Raw genomic sequence first — 25,276 nt, forward strand, 5'->3', positions numbered from 1 at the left:
GTCAAGCGCGCCGGGACGGGTCCCCGGCCCTGCGCCGGGCCACCACCGTCCACACGGCGAGGGCGAGGAGCAGCAGGCTGCCGGTGCCGATCCCGCCGACGGCGACCGCCTTCATGGCGAGGTCGTCGTGAGCGGCGGCGGTCACGGGCGCGGCGGCCCGGTCCCGCGCGGAGACCTCGAACAGGCCCTTCGGCCGCGACTCCCCCGCGTAGTCGGGTCCCGACCCTGCCGTGCCCCCGAGCCGCAGGCGCAGCGTCAGTCCGAACGGGCCCTGGCCGAAGTCGTCGGCCACCTGGGCCGCGAGGTGGACCACGACGTAGTACTCACCGGCGAACCGCAGCGCGCCGACCTGTCCGGCGGTGGCGTACCGGTTGGGGTACGCCACCGGCGCCAGGGGGGCGAGGCCGACGGTGGTCCGGCGCCCGGTGTAGCCCTTGGCGGCGTCGTCGACCTTGCCGCGCACGGGGTTGTGCAGGGCCAGGCGCAGGGCTCCGGTGGCATAGCCGGAGGCGTCCGCGGAACCGGCGAGTTCGGCGGTGGCGTACACCTGGCGGCCCCAGTCGACCGGCACCTTGTAGTAAAGGGTCTCCCCGGGCCGGATCTCGTCCCGCCAGACGCCCTGCCCGACGAGGGTCGCGTGGGCGAAGCCGTTGCCGCCCGCCCGGCGCTGCGGCGCGCCGGAGAGCGGTTCGGGCGAGGCGGAGTCCCAGGTCTCGGGGGCCCTGGTGGGGCCGGTCTCGCGCGGGCGGGGTTCGGTGGCGGCGGTGAGCTCCAGCTCCCAGTCGTCCGGCGGGGAGTCCTGGGGCCGGGTCCGCTCGACGCCGACGTAGTAGGTGCCGGGCTCCTGGCACCGGTGGGCGCCGGGGTCGATCTCGCGCATGCCCCAGGCGGTGACCGGGCGGGGGCTGCGGGCGGCGCCGAAGGTCGCGCTCTGCACGGAGCAGGAGCCGCCGTCGGCGTCCTGCACAAAGACCCGGATGCCGTCGACGGCGGTGACCTCGCCGTCGGCGCCGGGTACGGCGGTGACGGAGACGTAGGCGTCGGAGGCGTCGTCGAGTTCGAGGCGGTAATAGAGGACACCGTTCCTCGGCAGGGAGCTGCGGTACGTGGAGCCGGCCTCCAGCGGTTCGGCGCCCTCGGTGGCCCGCGCGCCCGCGATCCGCAGGGCGTCGCCGGCGAAGCCGTACCCGGCGCTCGCACCGGCCGCACGGGCGGTGGCTCCGGGCAGGGCCGCGGTCGTGGCCAGTACGAGGGCGGCGGCCGGCACCGCCACCCGGCCGGACACCCTCGGGCGCGCGGTCACCGACGGCCGCGCGCGCCCCGCTCCGGCGTGCCGCCGAGCCCTACACCACCGTGCCATGACCCGCCACCCCTCGCCCTCACCGGCGCCGTCGCCGCCCGCCCCCAGCGGACCGTGCCCCGTCGGAACAACACAAAACCCCGACCGTATGACGGCCGGGGTCTGCTCAGGACCGGATGTCGGTCGTTCTCACGAACCCGTGGGCACGGAGTCAGTCGCCTCCGTCCACAGATCCTGCTCGGCGCGATCCGCCTGGATCTGGCGGTACACGAGGAGCCCGCCGATGGCGGCCAGTGCGACCAGGAGAAGCTTCTTCACCGCGCGACCTCGTCTTTCCTTGACGTAGGGGACCTCTGGCGCCCGACTATACACACCGGCCGATACCGATCGGTGACCTGCGTCGGCGGTCAACTGCCGGTCGCCGGAACCCTCTAGAAGCGGACGAACCCATTCTGATCGGAGGGTGATCACACCCTCACGGGCGGTGACTTTTGCCCGCCTCTCTCCCTTCTTGGCACCTTTTCCAACCTCTTGCGGCTATTCGGGTGGTGTTCATCTGAACATCGACGCGCCACGGGCGCAGGTCCACCACTTCGCGACGCACATACACATCATGAGGAAAGTACGCAAATCGCCCAACCCGAAAGTGAGGGGTCATGGCCCGGAACAAGGTCCTGACGCTCTGGACCACCATCGTCACCGCCTTCCTCGCGCTGTGCACGGCGCTCGGACTCATCACGACGACGGCCGCCGCGGCCGTACCGCAGACCGGAACGCACAGCAACACCGAGAGCACCTCCCCGGAGGCGGCACCCGCGGCCGCGGCCCCCCGGCCCTGGTCCCGAACCGGTTCCCTGCCCCCCACGATGAAGCAGCGCATCCGCGCCGAGGCCCACGGCGCGGCGCCCAGTTGCCGCCACCGCCCGCTCGCCGACGCCACAGCCACCAGCACGACCGCCACGACCGCCGCCCCGGCCGCCGCCACCGCCACGACCACCGGCGTCCACTGCGGCGACACCGCCGTCGAGCCCCGGGCCCGGCACTCCATCCCGCTCCAGCGCTGAGCGGCCCGCACCACCCCGACCCCGGCACCACGGCGATCTGCGTACGCACCACACGCGAGAAACGGCCCGGCGGCTCGACAGAGCAGCCGGGCCGCCGTCGTGTGTGCGCGGGACCGTGCGATACCCCGTCAATCCCGGCCATCTCACCCCCAACTCTTCAAGACCTCTTGAGGAGTTGTAGCCTGCGGCCATGCCCAAGGCCTACGAAGTGATCGCGGACGATCTGCGGCGCTCCATCCGCGCGGGTGAGCGGCGCCCGGGCGACCGACTGCCCTCGGAGGCCGACCTCGCCCACCACTACCGGCGCAGCGTTCCGACCGTCCAGAACGCGCTCCGGCTGCTGAGCGACGAGGGCCTGATCGACAAGCGGCACGGTCTCGGCACCTTCGTCCGCCGGCCCCGCACCCCGGCGGTGCGGGACAACCGCCGGCACCAGTGGGAGAAGGACCGGGCCCGGCGCCCGCTGGCCACGCGGGCCGAGACGGGCGCCACGGAGCGCGACACCGGCCTGCGGCCCCACGACCTCGTCTTCCACGCCGAGTACCGCGAGCGGGAGGCGTCCGCGGAACTGGCCGAGGCCTTCGGCGTCCCGGAGGGCACCGTGCTCCTCCGGCGCGTCTACCGGACGCGGTACTCGGCCGAGCCCGCCCCGTTCAACCTCGTGACCTCCTACCTCGTCCGCGACCTGATCGCGGCCAACCCCGACCTCCTGGACGAGGCCAACGAGCCCTGGCCGGGCGGCACCCAGCACCAGCTCAGCACCGTGGGCATAGAACTGGACCGCGTGGAGGAGCGTCTGACCGCCCGCCCGCCGACACCGGAGGAGGCCGCGGCCCTGGACCTGCCGCCGGGCACGTCGGTGATCCTGCTCCGCAAGACCTCGTACGACACGGACGGCCGGGTGGTCGACGTCTCCGACGTCACGCTGCCCGGCGACCGCACCGAACTGCTCTTCACGACCCGTCTGGAAAGGTGGTGAGTGCCGTCGTGAACCGGCGCGTCATCGTCGTCACGGCCGTCCACGGCCCCTCCGCCCCCTTCCTCCCCGAGGCCCACGCCTCGCTGTGCGCACAGGAACTGCCCGCCGGCTGGGAGTGGCGCTGGGTGATCCAGGAGGACGGCCGCACCGAGGACGTCCGGCCCTACGTGCCCGACGACCCGCGGGTCGTGTTCCGCCAGGGGCGCCACGGCCGGCAGGGCGGGCCCGGGGTGGCGCGCACCATGGCCCTGGCCCACGCGGACGGCGCCTACGTGAAGGTCCTGGACGCCGACGACCGGCTCACGCCGGGCGCTCTGGCCCGCGACCTGGCCGTCCTGGAGGCCGACCCGTCGATCGGGTGGGCGACCTCGCGGGTCCTGGACCTCCTGCCCGACGGTTCGACGGCCGGCTTCCCCGGCGACCCGGCGCACGGGCCGATCGAGCGCGGGGCGGTGCTCGACTTCTGGAAGGCCAACGGCTTCCGCGCCCAGGTCCACCCGGCGACCCTCCTCGTCCGGCGTGACCTGCTGCTCGCCCTCGGCGGCTGGATGGCCCTGCCCGCGTCCGAGGACACCGGCCTGCTGCTGGCGCTGGGCGGCGTGAGCCGGGGCTGGTTCTCGGCGGAGGTCGGCCTTCTCTACCGCAAGTGGGAGGGCCAGGAGACCGGTCAGGCGGCCCATGTGGACCCCGCGGAGCGCGATGCCCGGATGGCGGTGGTGGAGGCCAGGGCCCGTGCGCTGACGGCCTTCGGGTGGAGCCTGCCGGAGGGCTCCGACGGCACCGGCCGCTCGGACGGCCCGCACGAGCGCCCCTGAGGACAGCCGGCGGGGCACAGATGTACAGGAGGAGGGGCGGGGGGCTCAGGAGGAGCGGGGGCTCAGGAGGGGGGCTCAGGAGGGGCGGAGGGGCACAGGAGGTGCGCGGCGGCGCGGCGGTCAGGGCAGCCGTTCCGCGTCGGTCCGCGAGAAGACCAGGTCGCTCTCCTCGGTCACCGGCCCGCGCAGACGGACCGGCGCCCGGGGCGCACCGCTGAGCGCCGCGGGGTAGCTCCCGGGCGCGTAGTCGTTGGCCAGCCGGTAGACGTGGAACCCGGCCTCCCGCATCACCGCCAGCAGGTCGTCGGCCCGGTCACCGAGCCGGGCCATGCGCTCGGGCGACACCTCGACCGTGATCTCCACGTCGGACCGCAGGGCGCCCAGCACCGGCGCGAGGCCGCGCACGACGCTCCCCTCCGCGCCCTCGACGTCGATCTTGATCACCCGGGCGGTCGCGATCTCCGCCGCGTCGAGGAGTTCCGGCAGCGGCCGGGCCTCCGTGCGGAAACTGGACTCCACCGGGCCGTCGTAGGGGACGATGCTGTTCGCCCCCGTGTTCCGTGCGCTGGCGAGCGCGAAGGTCAGCGTCCTGGGGCGGTCGGAGACGGCGGCGTTGAGCGCCCGGACGTTGCCGAGGGCGTTGAGCCGGGTGTTCCGCACCAGGCGCTGGTGGAGGTCGGGCGACGCCTCGATCGCGACGACCCGGCCCCCGTCACCGACGAGCCGGGCCGCCAGGACGCTGAAGACGCCGATGTTGGCCCCCACGTCGACGAAGCCGTCCCCCGGCCGCAGCCGGCGCCGCAGCCAGCCCGTCAGGTGCGGCTCCCAGACGCCGAACAGGTACAGGTAGCGCTGGATGAGGTCCTGCGTGTCCACGGCGAACAGATCGCCGCTCCGCGCCTCGACGACGGCCCGGCGCGGGTGCTCGCGCAGCCACGGGTTCAGCCAGCGCGTGGCGAGGGCCGCCTTCCCGAGGGTGCCGGGGCCGTTTCGCACGTACCGGGCGGCGAGGCCGGCCAGGGCCTCGGCGACGGCGGTGCTCGGCCCGCCCCGGGTACTCAGCCCCGGCCCCCTTCCGTCTCCGCGGCCGTGAGGGTGATCGCGGCGGACGGACACCCCTCGGCCGCCTCCCTCACCCGGGGGGCGTCGACGTCGTGTTCCCGGCCGGGTATGACGGCGCCGAGGCCGTCCACCTGCGTGAAGACGGCGGGGGCCCGGTGGACGCAGTCTCCGGATCCGTAACACTGCTCGGGGTCGACGGAGATCCTCATGCGCACTCCAGGGGCGGTCGGTTCGGAGCCTTCACGACCTGCCTGCCCACGGACCGGCACGCTGAATCCGCCCTGCCCGCCCGCCTGTTGGCCGACCCGCCCCGGTCCTCATAAGATCATCCGACACTCGTACGCAGTGCGGAGTTGTGACTGGGGGACGGTTTGGGGACCGGCGAGCAACTCGTGACGATCGCCGCCGTGCTGCTCGGCGCGCTGACCACACACGTCACGAACCACCTGATGGAGCGGAGCAGGAACCGCCACCGCCTGCTCACGCGCTGGGACGACAAGAAGGTCGACGCCTACGGGGAGTACGTGGACGCCGCCAAGATGAGGATCGCCGCGTCCGTGCCGCTGTACGAGGCGCGGGAGGGGCTGCGCGAGAGCCACCGCAGCGAGGAGGAGCTGCGGGAGGACCTGGCGGCGGCGAGCCTGCGCTGGGGCGCGGCCTTCGAGCGGGTCATGCTGCTCGGCGGGGACGAGGCCATCGAGTCAGGGCACGAGCTGAACGTGGTGCTCGCCGAGATCGACTGGCAGGCGACCGGCCGTGTCGAGGGCAGCCTGGAGGAGTGGCGGGAGCGGCACCGGGCGGCCTTCCGCGCCATCAACGCCTTCCACGAGGACGCCAGGGCCGATCTCGGCATCCGGGGCGGCGTCACCGGCGAGAAGCACCCGGAGCGCGATCTGCTGGTCCCGCCCGCACGCCGTTCGGCCGCCGGGGACTGACGGCGGGGCCGCGTCGTCCAGGCGGGGCCGCGTCGTCCACACGTGCGCGTCGGCATGGTTTGGCTCCGGTCCCTCCCCTCGTGGGGACCGGTGCCAAACCATGCCGGCGCCGTTCTCGCGTGCGGTACCGGACCGGGTCGGAAGGGGCGGGCCGCCGAAGCTGACCGAGAACATGCGGCGTCATGGGGTAGCTCTCCGAGTGCTGAGCCGCTGACCTGTCCGGGTGCCGCGGGGCCGCCTCGCCACTGCGACGGGATCCTGCCACCCGCGGTCGCCGCAGAGGAGGTTCCGGAACCTGGGGCCCGCCGTAGCCGCAGGTCAGCCGTATAGAGTGAGTTTTCCGGTCCGGACGTCCAGGTGCGGGGGAAGTAAGGAGTGGAGACCTTGAGTTCCGACTCAGGGGCACGCACGGCCTTCGCAGAACGCCTCGCACTGCTGTACAGGGAGGCCGGCAACCCTCCCCTCAAGCGTGTGTCCGAGGCCGTCGTCCGGCTCCAGCGGGTCGACGAACGGGGCCGGCCCGTGCGGGTCTCCGCCCAGCGGATCAGTGACTGGCGGCGCGCCAAGAACGTGCCCGCCCAGTTCCCCGCCCTCGCGGCCGTCCTGCACGTCCTCATCCCCCAGGCGCGGCGCGCCCGGCCGGTACCGGTCTCGGCCGGCCTGTACGACCTGGCCCAGTGGCAGCGCCTGTGGGAGCGGGCGGTGGCCGACCCGACCGGTGAACGCCCGGCGCCGGCCGCGGCGGCCGAGCAGTCCCCCGCCGAGGCTCCGGCGGCCCCCGGCGGGGTCTGCCCCTACCGGGGACTGGCCGCCTACCGCCGGCAGGACGCCGACTGGTTCTTCGGGCGGGAGCGGAGCACGCGGGCCCTCGTCGCCCAGCTCCACGCGACGCAGGACACCGGCGGCCTGGTCATGCTCGTGGGCGCCTCCGGAGCGGGGAAGTCCTCGCTGCTCAACGCCGGCCTGGTGCCCGCCCTGCGCACGGGCGCGCCGGACTCCTGTGACGGTCCGCCCAGGCGGGTGCTCCAGTTCGTGCCGGGGGCCGATCCGCTGGGCGAGCTGACCCGCCACGTACCGCAGCTCGCGTCCGTCGTCGGTGCCATAAGGGAAGCGGCGACCGAGGAGGCGGCGACCTCCGAGTCCGGCTCCGCCCAGACCCTCCCCGCGGGCGACCCGTTGACGGAGGACACCGCGAGGGCGGCCTTCGCGGCATGGGCGGCCACCGCGGAGGACCCGTCGGGACGGGACGGGGTGGGCGGGACGGACACGAGAGACGGACCGGCGGACGGGCAGCCCGGGCGGACAGGGCAGACGAGGCAGACGGCGCAGGCAGGCCGGAACACCCAGGTCGGCCGGACTGGTCGAACTGGCCGAGCCGACGAAGACAGCCGAGGCAACAAAGACCCCGGAGACAACGGCGACGACGAAGACGACAGGGACGACAGGGACGACAGGGACAACGGCGACCGAGACGACGGAGACAACCGGGCAACCCCGGCTGCCCCGACGGCTGCCCGCCCGGTCGTCATCGTGGACCAGTTCGAGGAGCTCTTCACCCTCTGCGCCGAGGAAGCGGACCGGCGCGTGTTCATCCGGCTGCTCCAGGCCGCCTGCGCCCCCGGAGCCGACGGGGAGCCGCCGCCGGTGCTGGTGACCCTGGGCGTACGTGCCGACTTCTACGACCGGTGCCTGCGGTACCCCGAGCTGGCCGACGCGCTGCAGCACCGGCACATGGTGCTCGGGCCGCTGACCACCGCGGAACTGCGCGAGGCGGTGACCGCTCCGGCCAGAGCCGTCGGCATGGAGCTCGAACCGGGACTCGCCGAGCTGATCATCCGCGAGGTGAGCACCGACGGCCCGCGCGGGGCCCACGACGCGGGTGTGCTGCCGCTCCTCTCCCACGCCCTGCTCGCGACCTGGCAGCGGCGCAAGGCGGGCCGGCTGACCCTGGCCGGATACCGCGCGGCCGGCGGCATCCAGGGCGCGGTGGCCGCGACCGCCGAGCGGGCCTGGTCCGGTCTGGACCCGGCGGCCCGCACGGCCGCGCGGCTGCTGCTGCTCAGGCTGGTCCGGCTGAGCGAGGACACCCAGGCCACCCGCAGGCGCAGCACGCGGCGCCGGCTGGCCGAGGAGTCGCGGGACCCGGACAAGACCGAGGAGTCCCTCGAGGCGCTGGTGCGGGCCCGGCTGGTGACGCTCGACTCGGACACCGTGGAGATCACCCACGAGGCCCTGCTCCACGCCTGGCCCCGGCTGCGCGACTGGATCGACGAGGACCGCGCCGGAAACCTGCTGCGCCAGCGGCTGGAGGAGGACGGCCTGGCCTGGGAGGAGTCGGACCGCGACAGCGCACTGCTCTACCGGGGCTCCCGGCTGGCGCAGGCCGGCGGCTGGGCGAAGTCGGCCGGCGACACCTACCTGACCCGCAGCGCGGTGGAGTTCCTGGCCGCCGCGGTCAAGCTGCGCAGGCGCACCGTCATGATCAGTCGGGCCGCGGTGTCGGCGCTGGTCGTGCTGGCCCTCGTGGCCGTCGGCTCGGCGGTGCTCGCCTGGCAGCAGCGCAACGACGCCGTGTTCGAGCAGGTGGTCGCCGAAGCGGACCGGGTCGAGGACACGGACCCCTCTCTGTCAGCCCAGCTCGACCTGGCGGCGCACCGCCTGCGCCCGGACGACGAGGACGTCAGGAACCGACTGATCTCGATCGTGAACGCCCCCCTGGCCACCCCGCTCCTCGGGCACACGGGCGCCGTGTACCTCACCTCCTTCAGTCCCGACGGGCGGACCCTGGCGACGGCCAGCTACGACCGGACCGTCCGGCTCTGGGACGTGTCGGACCCCGGGCGCCCGAAGCAGCTGGGCAAGCCCCTCACAGGCCACACGAGCTGGGTGAGCACCGCGGTCTTCAGTCCGGACGGCCGCACCCTGGCCAGCGCCTCGGACGACGGCACGATCCGCCTGTGGGACGTGCGCGACCCCAGCCGCCCGCGCCCGCTCGGCTCCCCCCTGACCGGCCGCGGCGGCACCGTCTACCTGCTCGCCTTCAGCCCGGACGGCCGCACCCTCGCCTCCGCCCACGACGACCACGCGGTCCGCCTGTGGAACGTGGCCGACCCGCGCCGCCCCGAGGCCCTCGACACCCTGACCGGCTCCACCGCGGCGGTGCGCTCGGTGGCCTTCAGTCCCGACGGACACACCCTCGCGGCCGGCGGCGACGACGAGAAGGTCCGGCTCTGGGACGTGGCCGACCCGCGCCGCCCCGAGCCGGTCGGCACACCGCTGGCCGGCCACAGCGGCCTGGTGCACTCCGTGGCCTTCAGCCCCGACGGCCGCACCCTCGCCAGCGGCAGCGCGGACGACACCGTGCAGCTCTGGGACGTCACCGATCCCGCCGCGGCCCAGCCCGTCGGCGCACCGCTCACCGGTCACAGCGGGCCCGTCTGGGCGGTGGCGTTCAGCCCCGACGGCGCCATGCTCGCCGCGAGCAGCGCGGACAGTACGGCCAGCCTGTGGAACGTCAGCGACCCGGCCTACCCCTCGCAGGTCGGCGTGCCCCTCGCCGGAGGCAGCGGTGAGATGTACGCCCTCGGCTTCAGCCCCGACGGCCACACCCTCGCCACCGGCAGCGGTGACAGCAAGGTCCGCCTGTGGTCGCTGCCGACGTCGGACGTGATCGGCCGTATCGGGGACTTCCGCCCGGCGGACGGCAGGGTGCTGGCCACGGCGGCCCGCGACGGCCGGGTCCGGCTGTGGGACGTGACGGACCCCGCCCGGCCCGTGTCGCTGAGCGCCCCCTTCAGGCCGGGGGAGGGAGACATACGGTCTCTGGTGTTCTCCCCGGACGGCGAGACGCTCGCGGTGCTCGTGGGGGGCCGCGCGCTGCAACTGTGGGACGTCACGGACCCGGCCCGGCCCAAGGCCCACGGACCGCCCATGGCGCTGCGCACCCGGTACGCGGGCCCCGACACGCTGGCGTTCAGCCCCGACGGCCACCTCCTGGCCACGGCCGACGACGACCGCACCATCCAGTTGTGGAACGCCGAGGACCCCGCCCGCCTGCGCCGCCTGGGCAAGCCGCTCGCCGGCCACACGGGATACGTCAACACGCTCGCCTTCAGCCCGGACGGCCGCACCCTCGCCAGCGGCGGCGCGGACGACGCCGTACGCCTGTGGGACGTCACCGACCCGGCGCACGCCGCCCGCCTCGGTGCGCCCCGCACCGGGCACCTGGGCCCCGTCAACGTCCTCGCCTACAGTCCCGACGGCCGCACCCTGGCCAGCGGCAGCGACGACGGCACGGTCCGGCTCTGGGACGTCACCGGGCCGGGCGGAACCTCCGGGGCCCGGACCACGCTCGCCGGACACACCGACTCGGTGATGTCCCTGACGTTCAGCCGCGACGGCTCCACCCTGGCCAGCGGCGCCAACGACAACGCGGTCCGGCTCTGGAGCGTCACCGACCCCGCCGAGGCCGCCCCGAACGGGCAGGCGATGAGCCTCAACGCCAAGACGGGCACCTTCCTGTCCTTCAGCCCCGTGCGCCGCATGCTCGGGGTCTCCAGCGGCACGGACACCGTCCGGCTGTGGAGCCTGGGCGTGGACGACGCCATCGACCGCATCTGCTCGGCCACCCGGGGTGTGCTGACCGAGGAGAAGTGGCACGAGTACCTGCCGCGCCTGGATTACGAACCGCCGTGCGAGCAATGAGAACACCGACAAAAACGTGATCCCCGTCACATCACCGGCACCCGACCGACCAGTCGGCACCCACCGGACACCCGGCCTTGTTAGCCTTGGCCATGGCCCGGCCGCTGGCGCATCCCCCGTCGCCAGCGGTCGGGTCTTTTCCTGCCCGCCGCACAGGACCTCGACCGGCCAAACCGGAACGCCAGGACGCCCCCGGGGATTTCGACCGCGAACGCCGAAGACCCCCAACCGGATCCGGCTGGGGGTCTTCGTCTGGTGTGGGGCTAACAGGATTTGAACCTGTGGCCTCATCCTTATCAGGGATGCGCTCTAACCAACTGAGCTATAGCCCCGCCGCGCTCTGCGGTGTGTGTCCCGCGCGCTGACCCCTGAAGATTAGCGCACGAGGCGGGCAGTCCCAAAATCGGTTGTCGCGCGGCTGACGAGCGCGGTCGGGCTCGCCGATCACTCGTCCTCGGCGAGCGTCAGCTCCACGCCGCCGACGAAGCCGGCGGACAGGTTGTAGATGAACGCGCCGAGGGTGGCCAGGGCCGTCGCGAGGACGACGTCGATCACCGCGATGATCGTCGTGAACAGCAGCACGTTGGGCAGCGACAGGAAGGACTGCAGGTCGAAGCCGTTGGACTCGTTGGATCCGGTGGCTTCGGAGATCGTGCCGCCGACCGTCGAGAAGACGCCCATGGCGTCCATGACCATCCACAGCACGGCGGCCGCGACGATGGTGCAGATGCCGAGCGCGATGGACAGCAGGAAGCTGACCTTCATCACCGACCACGGGTCGGCCTTCGACACGCGCAGGCGCGCCTTGCGCACGCGGGGCGTGGTGCGCGCGCCGGTGCGCGGGCGGCGCACGGCCGCCGTGTTGCCGCCGTGGGTCTGGTAGGCCTGCGGCGGGTGGTAGGGCCCGCCGGGCTGCTGGGGCTGCCGTTCTCCCGGCAGCGGCGAGGCCGCCTGCTGAGTCTGCTGGCCTCGGGTGTCCGTCACAGTTCCCCCCTGGGATCCATGCGTTGAGGACGAGCTCTCCGAGTGCGAGTCGGTCGCTCCGTCGTCGATCTTGCGCAGTTGAGTCGTGTGCGAATCCGTCGCACGCGCGGCGGAGCCACGGCCGCCGCCGCCCGTTTCCGTACCCGTGGGGGTACCGGTCGATCCGGCGCCCGTGGCTCCGCTCACGATGACTCTCTCCTCGTGCTACTCGGCCGAGGGCGCCTCACCCTCGTCCGTGCCGGTGGTCGCGGCACCCTCGGCGGTCTCGTCGACGGCCACATCGCCGTCGACCTCCTCCGCCTCGCGTCCCGCCTCGGCGTTGCGTGCGATGCCGACGACGGCATCGCGCTTGCCCAGATTGATCAGTTGAACGCCCATGGTGTCACGGCCGGTCTCCCTGACCCCGTTGACTCGCGTACGAATCACACCGCCCGAGAGTGTGATGGCGAGGATCTCGTCGTGCTCCTCGACCACCAGCGCGCCCACGAGCGACCCGCGGTCCTCGACGATCTTGGCGGCCTTGATGCCGAGGCCACCGCGACCCTGGACGCGGTACTCGTCGACGGAGGTCCGCTTCGCGTACCCGCCGTCGGTGGCAGTGAACACGAACGTACCGGCTCGAACAACATTCATCGAGAGCAGCTCGTCCCCTTCGCGGAAACTCATGCCCTTGACGCCCGAGGTGGCACGGCCCATCGGACGCAGCGTGTCGTCCGACGCGGTGAACCTGATCGACTGTGCCTTCTTACTGATCAGCAGCAAATCGTCCTCGGCCGAGACGAGTTCGGCTCCGATCAGTTCGTCGTCGCTTCCGTCCGCCTGCTCCCGCAGGTTGATGGCGATGACACCGCCCGAGCGCGGCGAGTCGTAGTCCTTCAGCGGCGTCTTCTTCACCAGGCCGGCCTTGGTGGCCAGGACCAGGTACGGAACCGCCTCGTAGTCGCGGATCGCGCGGATCTGGGCGATCGTCTCGTCCGGCTGGAAGGCCAGCAGGTTCGCCACGTGCTGGCCGCGCGCGTCCCGGCCGGCGTCCGGCAGCTCGTAGGCCTTGGCGCGGTAGACGCGGCCCTTGTTGGTGAAGAACAGCAGCCAGTGGTGCGTGGTGGACACGAAGAAGTGGTTGACGATGTCGTCTTCCTTGAGCTTCGCGCCGCGCACCCCCTTGCCGCCCCGCTTCTGCGCCCGGTAGTCGTCGGTCTTGGTGCGCTTGATGTAACCGCCACGCGTGACCGTGACGACGATGTCCTCCTCGGCGATCAGGTCCTCGATGGACATGTCGCCCTCGTAAGGGATCAGCTTCGTCTTGCGGTCGTCGCCGTACTTCTCGACGAGCGCGGCCAGCTCCTCGCTGACGATCCCGCGCTGGCGCACGGGGGAGGCGAGGATCTCGTTGTACTCGTTGATCTTCGCCTGGAGCTCGTCGTGCTCACGGACGATCTTCTGCCGCTCCAGGGCCGCCAGGCGGCGCAGCTGCATCTCCAGGATGGCGTTGGCCTGGATCTCGTCGATCTCCAGGAGGTCCATCAGGCCCCCGCGCGCGACCTCGACGGTCTCGCTGCGCCGGATCAGCGCGATGACCTCGTCGATGGCGTCCAGCGCCTTGAGCAGACCGCGCAGGATGTGCGCGCGCTCCTCCGCCTTGCGCAGCCTGAAGCGCGTACGGCGGACGATGACCTCGATCTGGTGGTTCACCCAGTGGCGGATGAACGCGTCCAGCGACAGGGTGCGCGGCACGCCGTCGACCAGGGCCAGCATGTTGGCGCCGAAGTTCGACTGGAGGTCGGTGTGCTTGTACAGGTTGTTCAGGACGACCTTGGCGACCGCGTCCCGCTTGAGCACGATCACCAGGCGCTGGCCGGTGCGCGAGGACGTCTCGTCGCGGACGTCCGCGATGCCGCCGATCTTGCCGTCCTTCACCAGGTCGGCGATCTTCTGCGCGAGATTGTCGGGGTTGGTCTGGTACGGCAGCTCCGTGACCACCAGGCACTGGCGGTTCTGGATCTCCTCGACCTCGACGACCGCGCGCATGGTGATCGAGCCGCGGCCCGTGCGGTAGGCCTCCTCGATGCCCTTGCGGCCCACCACCAGCGCGCCGGTGGGGAAGTCGGGGCCCTTGATGCGCTCGATGAGCGCGTCCAGCAGCTCCTCGTGCGAGGCCTCGTAGTTGTCCAGGTACCACTGGGCGCCGGCCGCGACCTCGCGCAGGTTGTGCGGCGGGATGTTGGTCGCCATGCCGACCGCGATGCCCGCCGAGCCGTTGATCAGCAGGTTCGGGAAGCGGGCCGGCAGGACGGTCGGCTCCTGGGACCGGCCGTCGTAGTTGTCCGTGAAGTCGACGGTCTCCTCGTCGATGTCGCGGACCATCTCCATCGACAGCGGTGCCATCTTGCACTCGGTGTAGCGCATGGCCGCCGCCGGGTCGTTGCCCGGCGAGCCGAAGTTGCCGTTGGAGTCGACCAGCGGCATCCGCATCGACCAGGGCTGGGCGAGGCGGACCAGCGCGTCGTAGATGGAGCTGTCGCCGTGCGGGTGGTAGTTGCCCATGACGTCGCCGACGACGCGGGCGCACTTGTAGAAGCCGCGCTCGGGGCGGTAGCCGCCGTCGTACATCGCGTACAGCACGCGCCGGTGCACGGGCTTGAGGCCGTCGCGGACGTCGGGCAGCGCACGCGAGACGATGACGGACATCGCGTAGTCGAGGTACGAGCGCTGCATCTCCGTCTCGAGCCCGACGGGCTCGACACGCATCGCCAGGGCGTCACCCTCGGGCGTGGTCACAGGAGTGTTCTCGTCGGTCATTGCTGGTGAAGGTCCTTCCTGGTGCGGTCAGCTGAGACCGACTCAGATGTCGAGGAAGCGGACGTCCTTGGCGTTGCGCTGGATGAACGCGCGCCGGGCCTCGACGTCCTCGCCCATCAGCACCGAGAACAGGTCGTCGGCCTGCGCGGCGTCGTCGAGCGTGACCTGGCCGAGGACGCGGTGCTCCTGGTCCATGGTCGTGATGCGCAGCTCCTCGGCGTTCATCTCGCCGAGGCCCTTGAAGCGCTGCACGGAGTCCTCGCGGATGCGCTTGCCGGCCTGGCGGCCCATCTCGATCAGCGCGTCGCGCTCCCGGTCGGAGTACGCGTACTCGAAGTCGTCCCGGCCCCACTTGATCTTGTACAGCGGCGGGCGGGACAGGTACACGTGCCCGGACTCGACCAGCGGCCGCATGAAGCGGAACAGGAAGGTCAGCAGCAGGGTGTTGATGTGCTGGCCGTCGACGTCGGCGTCCGCCATCAGGATGATCTTGTGATAGCGGAGCTTCTCGATGTCGAAGTCCTCGTGCACACCGGTGCCGAACGCGGAGATCATCGCCTGGATCTCCTGGTTCTGCAGGATCCGGTCGATGCGCGCCTTCTCGACGTTGAGGATCTTGCCTCGGATCGGGAGGATCGCCTGGTACTGCGGGTTGCGGCCGGACTTGGCCGAGCCGCCGGCGGAGTCTCCCTCGACGATGAAGATCTCGCACTTGGTCGGGTCGTTGGACTGGCAGTCGGACAGCTTGCCCGGCAGCGAGGCCGACTCCAGCAGGCCCTTGCGACGCGTCAGGTCGCGGGCCTTGCGGGCCGCCACGCGCGCGTGGGCCGCCTGGATGCCCTTGCGGATGATGTCCGCGGCCTCGTTGGGGTTGCGGTCGAGCCAGTCCGTCAGGTGCTCGTAGACGACCTTCTGGACGAAGGTCTTCACCTCGGTGTTGCCCAGCTTCGTCTTGGTCTGGCCCTCGAACTGGGGCTCGCTCAGCTTCACCGAGATGATCGCGGTCAGACCCTCGCGGATGTCGTCACCCGTGAGGTTGTCGTCCTTCTCGCGCAGCAGCTTCTTGTCCCGCGCGTACTTGTTGATCAGCGAGGTGAGCGCCGCGCGGAAGCCCTCCTCGTGCGTGCCGCCCTCGTGCGTGTGGATGATGTTGGCGAAGGAGTACACACCCTCCGTGTAGCCGCCGTTCCACTGCATCGCGACCTCGAGGGAGAGGCTCTTCTCCTTGTCCTCGGCCTCCAGGTCGATCACCGTGGGGTGGACCAGCTCTCCCTTGCGGGAGTTGAGGTACGTCACGAAGTCGACGATGCCGCCCTCGTAGTGGTACGAGACGCTCTTGTCCTCGTGCTTCTCGTCCTCGCCCGCCTCGTCCGCACCGGCGGTGGCCTTCGCCGACTCGCGCTCGTCGGTGAGGTTGATCCTCAGGCCCTTGTTGAGGAAGGCCATCTCCTGGAAGCGCCGCGACAGCGTCTCGAAGGAGTAGTCGGTGGTCTCGAAGATGTCGCCGTCGGCCCAGAAGGTGACCGACGTGCCGGTCTCCTCGGTGGCCTCGTGCCGGGCGAGCGCCGCCGTGGGGACGCCGAGCTTGTACTCCTGCGTCCAGCGGTAGCCGTCGGTCCTGACCTCCACCGCGACCCTCGTGGAAAGGGCGTTGACGACGGAGACGCCCACGCCGTGCAGACCGCCGGAGACCGCGTAGCCGCCGCCGCCGAACTTGCCGCCCGCGTGCAGCACGGTCAGCACGACCTCGACGGCGGGCTTCCCCTCGGAGGGGACGATGCCCACCGGGATGCCACGGCCGTTGTCGACGACCCGGACCCCGCCGTCGGCGAGGATCGTCACGTCGATCGTGTCCGCGTGACCGGCCAGCGCCTCGTCGACGGAGTTGTCCACGACCTCCTGCACCAGGTGGTGCAGACCGCGCTCACCGGTCGAGCCGATGTACATACCGGGTCGCTTGCGGACCGCGTCCAGACCCTCGAGGACGGTGATGGCACTGGCGTCGTACGACGCGGAGGCATCGCCGGGCGAGGTGCTCACCGCGTCGTTCACGCCGGTGTCGGTGGACGGGTTGTTCTCGTTGGGGTTGCCGGAATCGGCCACGAAGCGCCCTTTCTGGCACAGCACGAGCCGGGCTCGTCGGCAGGTTGCCGGAGCGGCTGCGGCATGTTGCGTTGGTAAGCCTTGATCAGCGTTGCTCAGCTAGTCCCGGACGGTCCCCGTACTCGGGGCGGGATTCTCTCTCATTCTACCGGTACCACTGACACTGATGGGGGTTTGCCGGTACCTGAGTCCGCATGTGCCGCCCTGAACGAGGCTTGTCCGACTCCCGATATACGGAAGGGGGCCTCAAGAGGCTCACAACGGCACTCAGCGCTTCGAGGCGTCAACCCTTTGCTACTTGGGAGTCAGAACCCGCTCCGACGGCCCGCGCGGGGGTACGACGCGGCGCGCGCGGACGGTTCACTCCGACCCTCGGCGCGCTTTTTTGTGAGGTACGTCACGTATGCCTGACGGGGTGCCAGACCACCCGTACGTCACCCGTAGGTGTCGCCCGGCCCCTGGCTGCCGGGCGCCCGCAACGGCCCGTAACGCCGGCCGGGACCACCCGCGCCACCCGGTCCGAGGACCTTGATCATCCGCACCGATCCGTGCCCCAGGTCCTCGTTGAGACGGGCCACCAGCGTCGGCGCGAGCAGCCGCAGGTTCGTCGCCCACGCCGTCGAGTCGCAGCGCACCACCAGCACCCGCTCGTCCTCGTCGTACCGCTCCGGCACACAGTGCTTCGCCACGTCCTCACCGACGATCTGCGGCCAGCGGCCCATCACCCCGCCCACCGCCGCCGGAGTCTCCCAGCCGCGCTCGGTGATCAGCCGGTTGATCGCGGAACCCAGCGCCATGGGGTCACGGCCGTCGGCCCGCGCCCCGGAGCGCAGGCCCCCGCGCCGCGCCTGCTTCTTCTGCTGGGCCGCGTCCCCGCGCGCGCGTGCCGCCTCCCGCGCCGCCCTGAGCGCCACACGCGCGAGGTCGACGCCGGACGGCTCCGGGCCGCTCCCGCGCTCGCGGGGGGACGGTGCGGGGCCCGGCTCCGGTGCGCCCCCGCTCATACGCGCTCCACCGTCCCCTCCGCCACCGTGAACCGCGCCCCCGCCAGCACATGCGGTACGTCGTCGTCGACCGCGGCCGTCACCAGCACCTGCTCCCCGGGCGCCACCAGCTCGGCCAGCCGCTCCCGGCGCCGCGCGTCCAGCTCGGCGAAGACGTCGTCCAGCACCAGCACCGGCTCGTTGCCCTCCGCCCGCAACAGATCGAACGAGGCCAGCCTGAGCGCCAGCGCGTACGACCACGACTCGCCGTGGGAGGCGTAGCCCTTGGCGGGCAGGGAGCCGAGCTTCAGCAGCAGGTCGTCCCGGTGCGGACCGACCAGCGTGACGCCCCGCTCGATCTCCTGCTTGCGCGCCTCGGCGAGCGCCGCCATCAGCTGCTCGTAGAGGTCCTCGCGCGTGTGCGCCTCACCGGGCGCCGAGGGCTTGTAATCCAGGGCGACGGGGCCGCCGCCGGGGGCCAGCTGCTCGTACGCCTTGTCGGCCAGCGGCTGCACGGCCGCGATCAGGTCGAGGCGCTGGGCGAGCAGCTCGGCGCCCGCGCGCGCGAGGTGCTGGTCCCAGACCTCGAGCGTGGACAGGTCCAGCGTGCGGCCGCCGTGCCGGCGGGCGAGCGCGGCCGACTTCAGCAGGGTGTTGCGCTGCTTGAGGACCCGGTCGTAGTCGGAGCGCACCCCGGCCATCCGCGGCGAACGGGCGGTGATCAGCTCGTCCAGGAAACGGCGTCGCTCACCGGGATCGCCCTTCACCAGCGCGAGGTCCTCCGGCGCGAAGAGCACGGTGCGCACGATGCCGAGCACGTCACGCGGCTTGACCTGCGCGGACCTGTTGACGCGGGCGCGGTTGGCCCGGCCCGGGTTCAGCTCCAGCTCGATCAGCTGCTGCCGCTCGCCCTGCCGGACCTGGGCCCGGATCACGGCACGCTCGGCGCCCATGCGCACCAGCGGGGCGTCGAAGGAGACCCGGTGGCTGCCGAGGGTGGCGAGGTAGCCGACCGCCTCGACCAGGTTCGTCTTGCCCTGCCCATTCGGGCCGACGAAGGCGGTGACGCCCGGGTCCAGGGGCACCTCGACCCGGGCGTACGAACGGAAGTCGGCCAGCGACAGATGCGTGACGTGCATGGTCGTGCGCCGACCTCCCCAGCCTTCCGGTTACTTCTTCTCGACCGCGTGGCCGCCGAACTGGTTCCGCAGCGCGGCGATCATCTTCATCTGCGGCGAGTCGTCCTGCCGGGACGCGAACCGCGCGAAGAGGGAGGCCGTGATCGCGGGCAGCGGCACCGCGTTGTCGATCGCCGCCTCCACAGTCCAGCGTCCCTCACCGGAGTCCTGTGCATAACCCCGGAGCCCGTCCAGGTGCTCGTCGTCGTCGAGCGCGTTGACCGCCAGGTCGAGCAGCCAGGAACGGATCACCGTGCCCTCCTGCCAGGAGCGGAAGACCTCGCGGACGTTCTCCACGGAGTCGACCTTCTCCAGCAGCTCCCAGCCCTCGGCGTAGGCCTGCATCATGGCGTACTCGATGCCGTTGTGGACCATCTTCGCGAAGTGGCCCGCGCCCACCTTGCCGGCGTGCACGGCACCGAAGTCGCCCTCCGGCTTGAGGGCGTCGAAGACCGGCTGCACCTTGGCGACGTTCTCGGCGTCGCCGCCGTACATCAGCGCGTAACCGTTCTCCAGGCCCCACACGCCGCCGGAGACGCCGCAGTCGACGAAGCCTATGCCCTTGGCCGCCAGCTCCTCGGCGTGCTTCTCGTCGTCCGTCCAGCGGGAGTTGCCGCCGTCCACGACGACGTCGCCGGGCTCCAGCAGCTCGCCGAGCCGGTCGACGGTGGCCTGGGTGGCCTCGCCGGCCGGGACCATCACCCACACCACGCGCGGTGCGCTGAGCTTGCCCACAAGCTCTTCCAGGCTGTGGACGTCGGCGAGGTCCGGATTGCGGTCGAATCCGACGACGGTGTGGCCCGCGCGGCGGATCCGCTCGCGCATGTTGCCGCCCATCTTGCCGAGGCCGACGAGACCGAGCTCCATCAGTTGTGTTCCTTAGGTGTGCGAGGTGGCAAGGCGGCACCTCCGAACCCGCCGGATGCGTGCCGCGGCACTTTCGTACCCGCGTCGAGCCTAAACCCGGACGCCCGTGCACAGCTGTGGGCATACGCGCTCAGACGTATGCCCCCACCTGCGGGTTCGTCCCCACCCTGTGGACGGCCACCGACGGTGCCACCGGCCGCGAGCGAAGCTCAGCCGCTCAGCCGCACCGGCATGATCAGGTACTTGTAGGCCTCGTCCGCCTCGGCGTCCACCGCGGGCTTGCCGCTGAGCAGGGCCGGCTTCGTGGACGTCGTGAAGGACAGCTGCGCGACCGGGGAGTCGATCGCGCTCAGGCCGTCCAGCAGGAAGGTCGGGTTGAAGGCGATCGAGATGTCGTCGCCCTCCAGCTGGGCGTCGACCCTTTCCACAGCCTGTGCGTCGTCACTGGAGCCGGCCTCCAGGATGAGCACGCCCTGCTCGAAGCTGAGCCGCACCGGGGTGTTGCGCTCGGCGACCAGCGCCACGCGCTTGACGGCCTCCACGAAGGGGGCGGTCTCGATCACCGCGACGCTGTTGAACTCCGTCGGGAAGAGCGTCTTGTACTTCGGGAGGTCGCCCTCCAGCAGACGCGTCGTCGTGCGGCGGCCCGCGCCCTCGAAACCGATCAGGCCCTCGCCCGCGCCCGAGCCGGACAGCGCCAGGATCACCTGGTCACCGCTGGTCAGCGCCTTGGCGGTGTCCTGGAGCGTCTTGGCGGGCACCAGGGCGACCGCGGAGATGTCCGGGTTCTCCGGCTTCCACAGGAACTCGCGGACCGCGAAGCGGTAGCGGTCGGTGGAGGCCAGCGTCACCGAGTCGCCCTCGATCTCGATGCGCACACCGGTCAGGACGGGCAGCGTGTCGTCGCGGCCGGCGGCGATGGCCACCTGCTGCACGGCCGAGGCGAAGACCTCGCCGGGGACCGTGCCCGTCGCCTCCGGCATCTGCGGCAGCGCCGGGTACTCCTCCACCGGCAGGGTGTGGAGGGTGAACCGCGAGGAGCCGCAGACCACCGTCGCCCGTACACCGTCTGTGGAAATCTCCACCGGCCGGTTGGGGAGGGCGCGGGAGATGTCCGCGAGCAGCCGGCCCGAGACGAGGACCGTGCCCTCCTCCTCGACCTCCGCCTCCACCGACACCCGCGCCGAGACCTCGTAGTCGAAGCTGGACAGGCTCAACTGCCCCTCCTCGGCCTTCAGCAGCAGGCCCGCGAGGACCGGCGCCGGCGGACGGGCCGGGAGGCTGCGAGCCGCCCAGGCCACTGCCTCCGCGAGTACGTCGCGTTCCACCCGGATCTTCACTGTTGCCGCCTCCTGCTGTTGCCGGCGCTGCTCGCCCTGCTTCGCCTTCGTCGTCTGACCGGTGTCGTCCGCCGCTGTGAGGGGCAGAACACCGGGGACCAGTCTGACGCACCCCACTGACAGTAGGTGCCGTTCGGGGTCAAGTCGTGACGAGGGGCGGTCGGGCTCGAGAGAGCGAGTTGTGCACAGGACCCGCTTCGAAACGGATTCCGCTCTCTCTCTAGTCGTCAGTAGTAGTAGGGCCTGTGGATACCGTGGATAACCTCGTTTGCCCAGGTCAGGGCAGGAATTTTGTCCACGGGGCCTGTGGGCGGAGCCGGTGGACAACCGGGCCCTTCTGTGGAGAACAGAAAGTTCTGCACACACCGTGCACAGGGAGAGGCGACTTCTCCCCAGCGCCGTCCCCAGCTTTACCCACGTTTCCCACAGCCCAACCAGGCAGCCTGGTGTGACGCCTTTCACTCGACGCGGTGACAGGGCGCGTCACGTTGCCGAACAGTGGACAGGCATGTGGAGAAGCCGGGAATCGCTGGGGACAACCCCGCCCATCCTGTGGGTTGCCCGTGGACAACCGCATGCACAGCCTGTGGACCAGTTCTTTGTCCACAGGCTGTGGAGATCCTTCGTCCACGAATCCACAGGGAGCTGACCTGCGCTGATGATCCCTCAACAGCCTGGCCTGTGGACAGGATCGGGACAACTTCCCAGTCCCCAAGGTGTGGACGGAAAAAACCGGCCCAATCTGTGGAGGACGCCCGTAACCCGGCAGGTATTCGAACAGCGGCCAGGACAGCCGTACGAGCCGGTGGGGAGGCGGGGACGTGCGGAGGCGGGCCCGGAGCACGCGAAAGGCGCCCTCGGGAGGTCCCGGGGGCGCCTTTCGAGGCCGGTGCCGGCGGCCGTCAGCCGTTCTTGATGCGGTTGGTCAGCTCGGTCACCTGGTTGTAGATCGAGCGCCGCTCGGCCATCAGATTGCGGATCTTGCGGTCGGCGTGCATCACCGTGGTGTGGTCCCGGCCGCCGAACAGCGCGCCGATCTTCGGCAGCGAGAGGTCCGTCAGCTCGCGGCACAGGTACATGGCGATCTGCCGGGCGGTCACGAGCGCCCGCCCGCGCGAGGTGCCGCACAGGTCCTCGACCGTGAGGCCGAAGTAGTCCGCGGTCGCGCCCATGATGGCCGTGGACGTGATCTCGGGCGCCGAGTCCTCGCCGCCGGGGATCAGGTCCTTGAGGACGATCTCGGTCAGGCCCAGGTCCACCGGCTGCCGGTTGAGCGACGCGAAGGCCGTCACCCGGATCAGCGCGCCCTCCAGCTCGCGGATGTTGCGCGAGATCCGCGAGGCGATGAACTCCAGCACCTCCGGCGGGGCGTTGAGCTGCTCCTGGACCGCCTTCTTGCGCAGGATCGCGATGCGCGTCTCCAGCTCCGGCGGCTGGACGTCGGTGATCAGCCCCCACTCGAAGCGGTTGCGGAGCCGGTCCTCCAGGGTCACCAGCTGCTTGGGCGGCCGGTCGCTGGAGAGCACGATCTGCTTGTTGGCGTTGTGGAGGGTGTTGAAGGTGTGGAAGAACTCCTCCTGCGTCGACTCCTTGTCCGCGAGGAACTGGATGTCGTCCACGAGCAGGATGTCCATCTCGCGGTAGCGCTTGCGGAAGCTGTCGCCCTTGCCGTCGCGGATGGAGTTGATGAACTCGTTGGTGAACTCCTCCGAGCTGACGTAGCGCACCCGCGTGCCCGGGTACAGGCTGCGCGCGTAGTGCCCGATGGCGTGCAGCAGGTGGGTCTTGCCGAGTCCCGACTCCCCGTAGATGAACAGGGGGTTGTACGCCTTGGCGGGTGCTTCGGCGACGGCCACGGCCGCCGCGTGGGCGAAGCGGTTGGAGGCGCCGATGACGAAGGTGTCGAAGAGGTACTTCGGGTTCAGCCGCGCGGTCGGCTCGCCGGGGCCGGTCGCCGGCGCGGGCTGTGCGGCCAGCGGTCCGGGCGCGCCGGTGGCGGGTCCGGGTCCGACGGGGCCGCCGCGATGGACGTGGCCCGACCCCGAGGGGGGCTCGGGCAGATCGCGGCGGGGGCCGCGCTGCTCGTAGTCGCCCCGCTGCTGGTCGTAGTCCGCGCGCGGCTTGTCGTAGTCGCCCCGCTGCTGCTCGTAGTCGCCGCGGGCCTTCTCGTAGTCGCTCCGGGACTGCTCGTACTCGCCGCGCTGGGCCTCGTACGAGGGGCGCTCGGGCGGCTGCGGCCGGTAGTCCTGCGGGTACGAGGAGTGCGGGTCGTGGGAGTACGGCGGCGGCTCCTGGCCGTAGGGCTCCTGGGACGGGGAGGCGTAGGGGTCCCGCTCCGGGAAGCCGAGGCGCTGCTGCTGCCAGCCGTAGTCGTCCTGCTGCGCGGGGCGGGGCCAGGAGCCGGGCTCGGGGCGCTGGTACTCCTGCGGGTAGGCGGGCCGGGCGGTGGGGAGCTGGTCGGCGCGGTGGCGCCCGTACCCCTCGTACTCGTCGCGGTACTCCTCGCGGCCGCCCTGCCCGGGGGCGGGGAGCTCGGGCTCCTCGTAGCGGGACGGAGGGCGGGAGGGCGGTGCCTGGGGCGCCTGGGGAGCGGGGCCTGCCGGTTCGCCCGCGGTGTCGTCGACGGTGATCGCGATGCGGATCGGGCGCCCGCACTCGCGGCTCAGGGTCTCGCTGACGATCGGGGCGAGGCGGCCCTCCAGTACGCCCTTCGCAAATTCGTTCGGTACGGCGAGCAGGGCCGTGTCGGCGACCAGCGCGAGCGGCTGGCAGCGGCGGATCCAGTGCTCGTCCTTCGACTCGACGCCCTGCCCGCGGCCCTCGCCGAGGAGTTGCTCCAATACGCGTGGCCACACTGCGGCAAGATCGGCAGGTACGTCAGCCACAGGGCACGCTCTCTCACGAGTCCCTCGAAGGTGTGATTCGGGGACGGGTCGGGATGAAACTCGGGTGGGGCAGGGATAAGGGAACGAATCGGAGTCCAGTCACGGTAGTCAGCGCGACGGGTAGGGTTCAAGTTGTTGTCCCCAGCCTGTGGACAAGTGTCTCCCGGTCACCGCTGGTTTGACCGAATGGCGCATTCGCACGTACCGTAACCAGGTCGAGTTGTCGATGGCTGCTGCCGCCTGCCTCCGATGGGCACAGGTCACGTCCAAGGTGATCGAAAAGCGGTGCACTCGGGCGTAACGCGAGCTACTCGTGGGCGCACGGTGACAGCCAGGACGGCACCCCGCCAACCCCGATTCTTTCTGGAGCCCCCGAGTGAGCAAGCGCACCTTCCAGCCGAACAACCGTCGCCGCGCGAAGACCCACGGCTTCCGGCTGCGTATGCGTACCCGTGCCGGCCGCGCGATTCTCGCGACCCGCCGCAGCAAGGGTCGCGCCCGTCTGTCCGCCTGATCCCGGTCAGGTCATGACATCGTGCTGCCCACCGAGAACCGGCTGAGGCGGCGCGAGGACTTCGCGACCGCGGTACGACGAGGTCGCCGGGCCGGCCGCCCGGCCCTCGTCGTCCACCTTCGAAGCGGTGCCACGGACCCGCACGCGCCTGGGGAGAGCGCTCCCCGGACACGTGCGGGTTTCGTCGTGAGCAAAGCCGTGGGTGGCGCGGTCGTGCGCAACAAGGTGAAGCGCAGGCTTCGCCACCTGATGCGCGACCGGATCGACCTGTTGCCCCCCGGTAGCCTGGTAGTCGTACGAGCGCTGCCCGGTGCGGGTGACGCCGACCATGCACAGCTGGCCCGAGACCTGGACGCCGCCCTGGCGCGGCTACTGGGAGGGGGCGCGCGATGAAGTACCCACTGCTGGCTCTGATCAAGCTCTACCAGTGGACGATCAGTCCGCTGCTGGGGCCGGTGTGCAAGTACTACCCGTCGTGTTCCCACTACGGCTACACGGCCATCGACCGGCACGGAGCCGTCAAGGGCACGGCACTCACCGCCTGGCGCATCCTGCGGTGCAATCCGTGGTCGCTGGGCGGCGTGGACCATGTTCCGCCGCGCAAGCGCCCGCGGTGGCACGAAATGCTGCGTGCCGCCTGGCGGGCACGCAAGGGCGGGACCTCCGCCGCCGAACCGGCCACCGAAGGACGGCCTGCTCATCCGAGCCCGTCCGATCCTTCGGGCCCGGCCGCAGAGACCTCGCCCCATGCCCAAGGAGCATGA

The 25,276-nt window shown here is 71.4% G+C and carries 20 protein-coding genes and 1 tRNA gene; 8 read left to right on the plus strand and 13 right to left on the minus strand.

The features are described from left to right. Window position 1: 1 nt before the first annotated feature. Window positions 2-1,360 (minus strand): hypothetical protein, encoded by a 1,359-nt coding sequence (locus IE94_RS0108950; protein ID WP_078606434.1) that lies wholly within the window; start codon window positions 1,358-1,360, stop codon window positions 2-4. Between the two features lie 129 nt (window positions 1,361-1,489). After that, a complete protein-coding gene (locus IE94_RS40570; protein WP_003999697.1) occupies window positions 1,490-1,618 on the minus strand; it encodes a DLW-39 family protein in 129 nt (42 codons plus the stop codon). A gap of 338 nt (window positions 1,619-1,956) precedes the next feature. On the opposite strand from IE94_RS40570, the gene IE94_RS0108960 reads away from it, so the two are divergent. The 3 genes from IE94_RS0108960 (at window position 1,957) to IE94_RS0108970 (ending at window position 4,158) form a co-directional block, all read left to right on the plus strand. Further along, window positions 1,957-2,364, plus strand: coding sequence for a DUF6344 domain-containing protein (locus IE94_RS0108960; RefSeq protein ID WP_030180748.1), 408 nt, complete (start codon window positions 1,957-1,959; stop codon window positions 2,362-2,364). Window positions 2,365-2,554: 190 nt separating this feature from the next. After that, complete coding sequence (locus tag IE94_RS0108965; protein WP_030180750.1) at window positions 2,555-3,343, plus strand: GntR family transcriptional regulator; 789 nt, start codon at window positions 2,555-2,557, stop codon at window positions 3,341-3,343. Beyond that, window positions 3,340-4,158, plus strand: coding sequence for a glycosyltransferase family 2 protein (locus IE94_RS0108970; protein WP_245235204.1), 819 nt, complete (start codon window positions 3,340-3,342; stop codon window positions 4,156-4,158). The genes IE94_RS0108965 and IE94_RS0108970 overlap by 4 nt, the downstream gene beginning before the upstream one ends. Before the next feature lie 120 nt (window positions 4,159-4,278). Here IE94_RS0108970 and IE94_RS0108975 read toward each other — a convergent pair whose 3' ends face one another. Further along, window positions 4,279-5,154, minus strand: a complete 876-nt coding sequence (locus tag IE94_RS0108975) for an FkbM family methyltransferase (RefSeq protein WP_037922203.1) — start codon at window positions 5,152-5,154, stop codon at window positions 4,279-4,281. Between the two features lie 62 nt (window positions 5,155-5,216). Further along, window positions 5,217-5,429 (minus strand): ferredoxin, encoded by a 213-nt coding sequence (locus IE94_RS0108980; protein ID WP_030180756.1) that lies wholly within the window; start codon window positions 5,427-5,429, stop codon window positions 5,217-5,219. A 183-nt stretch (window positions 5,430-5,612) separates the two neighbouring features. Between IE94_RS0108980 and IE94_RS0108985 the strand changes: the two genes are divergently transcribed. Together IE94_RS0108985 and IE94_RS0108990 are read left to right on the plus strand one after the other, a co-directional pair. Next, complete coding sequence (locus IE94_RS0108985) at window positions 5,613-6,155, plus strand: hypothetical protein (RefSeq protein WP_030180758.1); 543 nt, start codon at window positions 5,613-5,615, stop codon at window positions 6,153-6,155. A 375-nt stretch (window positions 6,156-6,530) separates the two neighbouring features. Continuing rightward, window positions 6,531-10,859, plus strand: coding sequence for a WD40 repeat domain-containing protein (locus IE94_RS0108990; protein ID WP_063829707.1), 4,329 nt, complete (start codon window positions 6,531-6,533; stop codon window positions 10,857-10,859). A 258-nt stretch (window positions 10,860-11,117) separates the two neighbouring features. On the opposite strand, the gene IE94_RS0108995 is transcribed toward IE94_RS0108990, so the two are convergent. The 9 genes from IE94_RS0108995 to dnaA all read right to left on the minus strand — a co-directional run bounded on the left by IE94_RS0108995 (window position 11,118) and on the right by dnaA (window position 23,998). Continuing rightward, window positions 11,118-11,191 (minus strand) — tRNA-Ile (locus tag IE94_RS0108995). Between the two features lie 112 nt (window positions 11,192-11,303). Continuing rightward, window positions 11,304-12,029, minus strand: a complete 726-nt coding sequence (locus IE94_RS0109000) for a DUF3566 domain-containing protein (RefSeq protein ID WP_078606435.1) — start codon at window positions 12,027-12,029, stop codon at window positions 11,304-11,306. A gap of 18 nt (window positions 12,030-12,047) precedes the next feature. Then, window positions 12,048-14,642, minus strand: coding sequence for a DNA gyrase subunit A (gyrA, locus tag IE94_RS0109005; RefSeq protein WP_030180766.1), 2,595 nt, complete (start codon window positions 14,640-14,642; stop codon window positions 12,048-12,050). A 42-nt stretch (window positions 14,643-14,684) separates the two neighbouring features. Continuing rightward, window positions 14,685-16,745, minus strand: a complete 2,061-nt coding sequence (gyrB, locus tag IE94_RS0109010; RefSeq protein WP_209441048.1) for a DNA topoisomerase (ATP-hydrolyzing) subunit B — start codon at window positions 16,743-16,745, stop codon at window positions 14,685-14,687. Between the two features lie 434 nt (window positions 16,746-17,179). Then, complete coding sequence (locus tag IE94_RS0109015) at window positions 17,180-17,749, minus strand: DciA family protein (RefSeq protein WP_030180770.1); 570 nt, start codon at window positions 17,747-17,749, stop codon at window positions 17,180-17,182. Continuing rightward, window positions 17,746-18,867, minus strand: a complete 1,122-nt coding sequence (gene recF, locus IE94_RS0109020) for a DNA replication/repair protein RecF (protein ID WP_030180772.1) — start codon at window positions 18,865-18,867, stop codon at window positions 17,746-17,748. The genes IE94_RS0109015 and recF overlap by 4 nt, the downstream gene beginning before the upstream one ends. A gap of 30 nt (window positions 18,868-18,897) precedes the next feature. Next, entirely contained in the window at window positions 18,898-19,773 is an 876-nt protein-coding gene (gnd, locus tag IE94_RS0109025; protein WP_030180774.1) for a phosphogluconate dehydrogenase (NAD(+)-dependent, decarboxylating), read from the minus strand. Between the two features lie 209 nt (window positions 19,774-19,982). Next, window positions 19,983-21,113: a DNA polymerase III subunit beta gene (dnaN, locus tag IE94_RS0109030; protein ID WP_030180775.1), complete on the minus strand. Its 1,131-nt coding sequence runs from the start codon at window positions 21,111-21,113 to the stop codon at window positions 19,983-19,985. A 902-nt stretch (window positions 21,114-22,015) separates the two neighbouring features. Beyond that, window positions 22,016-23,998 (minus strand): chromosomal replication initiator protein DnaA, encoded by a 1,983-nt coding sequence (gene dnaA / locus IE94_RS40930; RefSeq protein ID WP_030180778.1) that lies wholly within the window; start codon window positions 23,996-23,998, stop codon window positions 22,016-22,018. 376 nt (window positions 23,999-24,374) lie between these two features. On the opposite strand from dnaA, the gene rpmH reads away from it, so the two are divergent. Genes rpmH through yidD form a run of 3 tightly spaced genes read left to right on the plus strand, consistent with a single transcriptional unit; the run spans window position 24,375 to window position 25,276 of the window. Beyond that, complete coding sequence (gene rpmH, locus IE94_RS0109040) at window positions 24,375-24,512, plus strand: 50S ribosomal protein L34 (RefSeq protein WP_003975051.1); 138 nt, start codon at window positions 24,375-24,377, stop codon at window positions 24,510-24,512. Between the two features lie 21 nt (window positions 24,513-24,533). Continuing rightward, window positions 24,534-24,905, plus strand: coding sequence for a ribonuclease P protein component (rnpA, locus tag IE94_RS35325; protein WP_037922188.1), 372 nt, complete (start codon window positions 24,534-24,536; stop codon window positions 24,903-24,905). Further along, window positions 24,902-25,276: a membrane protein insertion efficiency factor YidD gene (gene yidD / locus IE94_RS0109050; RefSeq protein ID WP_030180785.1), complete on the plus strand. Its 375-nt coding sequence runs from the start codon at window positions 24,902-24,904 to the stop codon at window positions 25,274-25,276. Before rnpA ends, yidD begins: the two co-directional genes overlap by 4 nt.

Origin of the sequence: Streptomyces violaceorubidus (assembly GCF_000717995.1) — a bacterium.
Taxonomy (GTDB): Bacteria; Actinomycetota; Actinomycetes; order Streptomycetales; family Streptomycetaceae; genus Streptomyces; species Streptomyces violaceorubidus.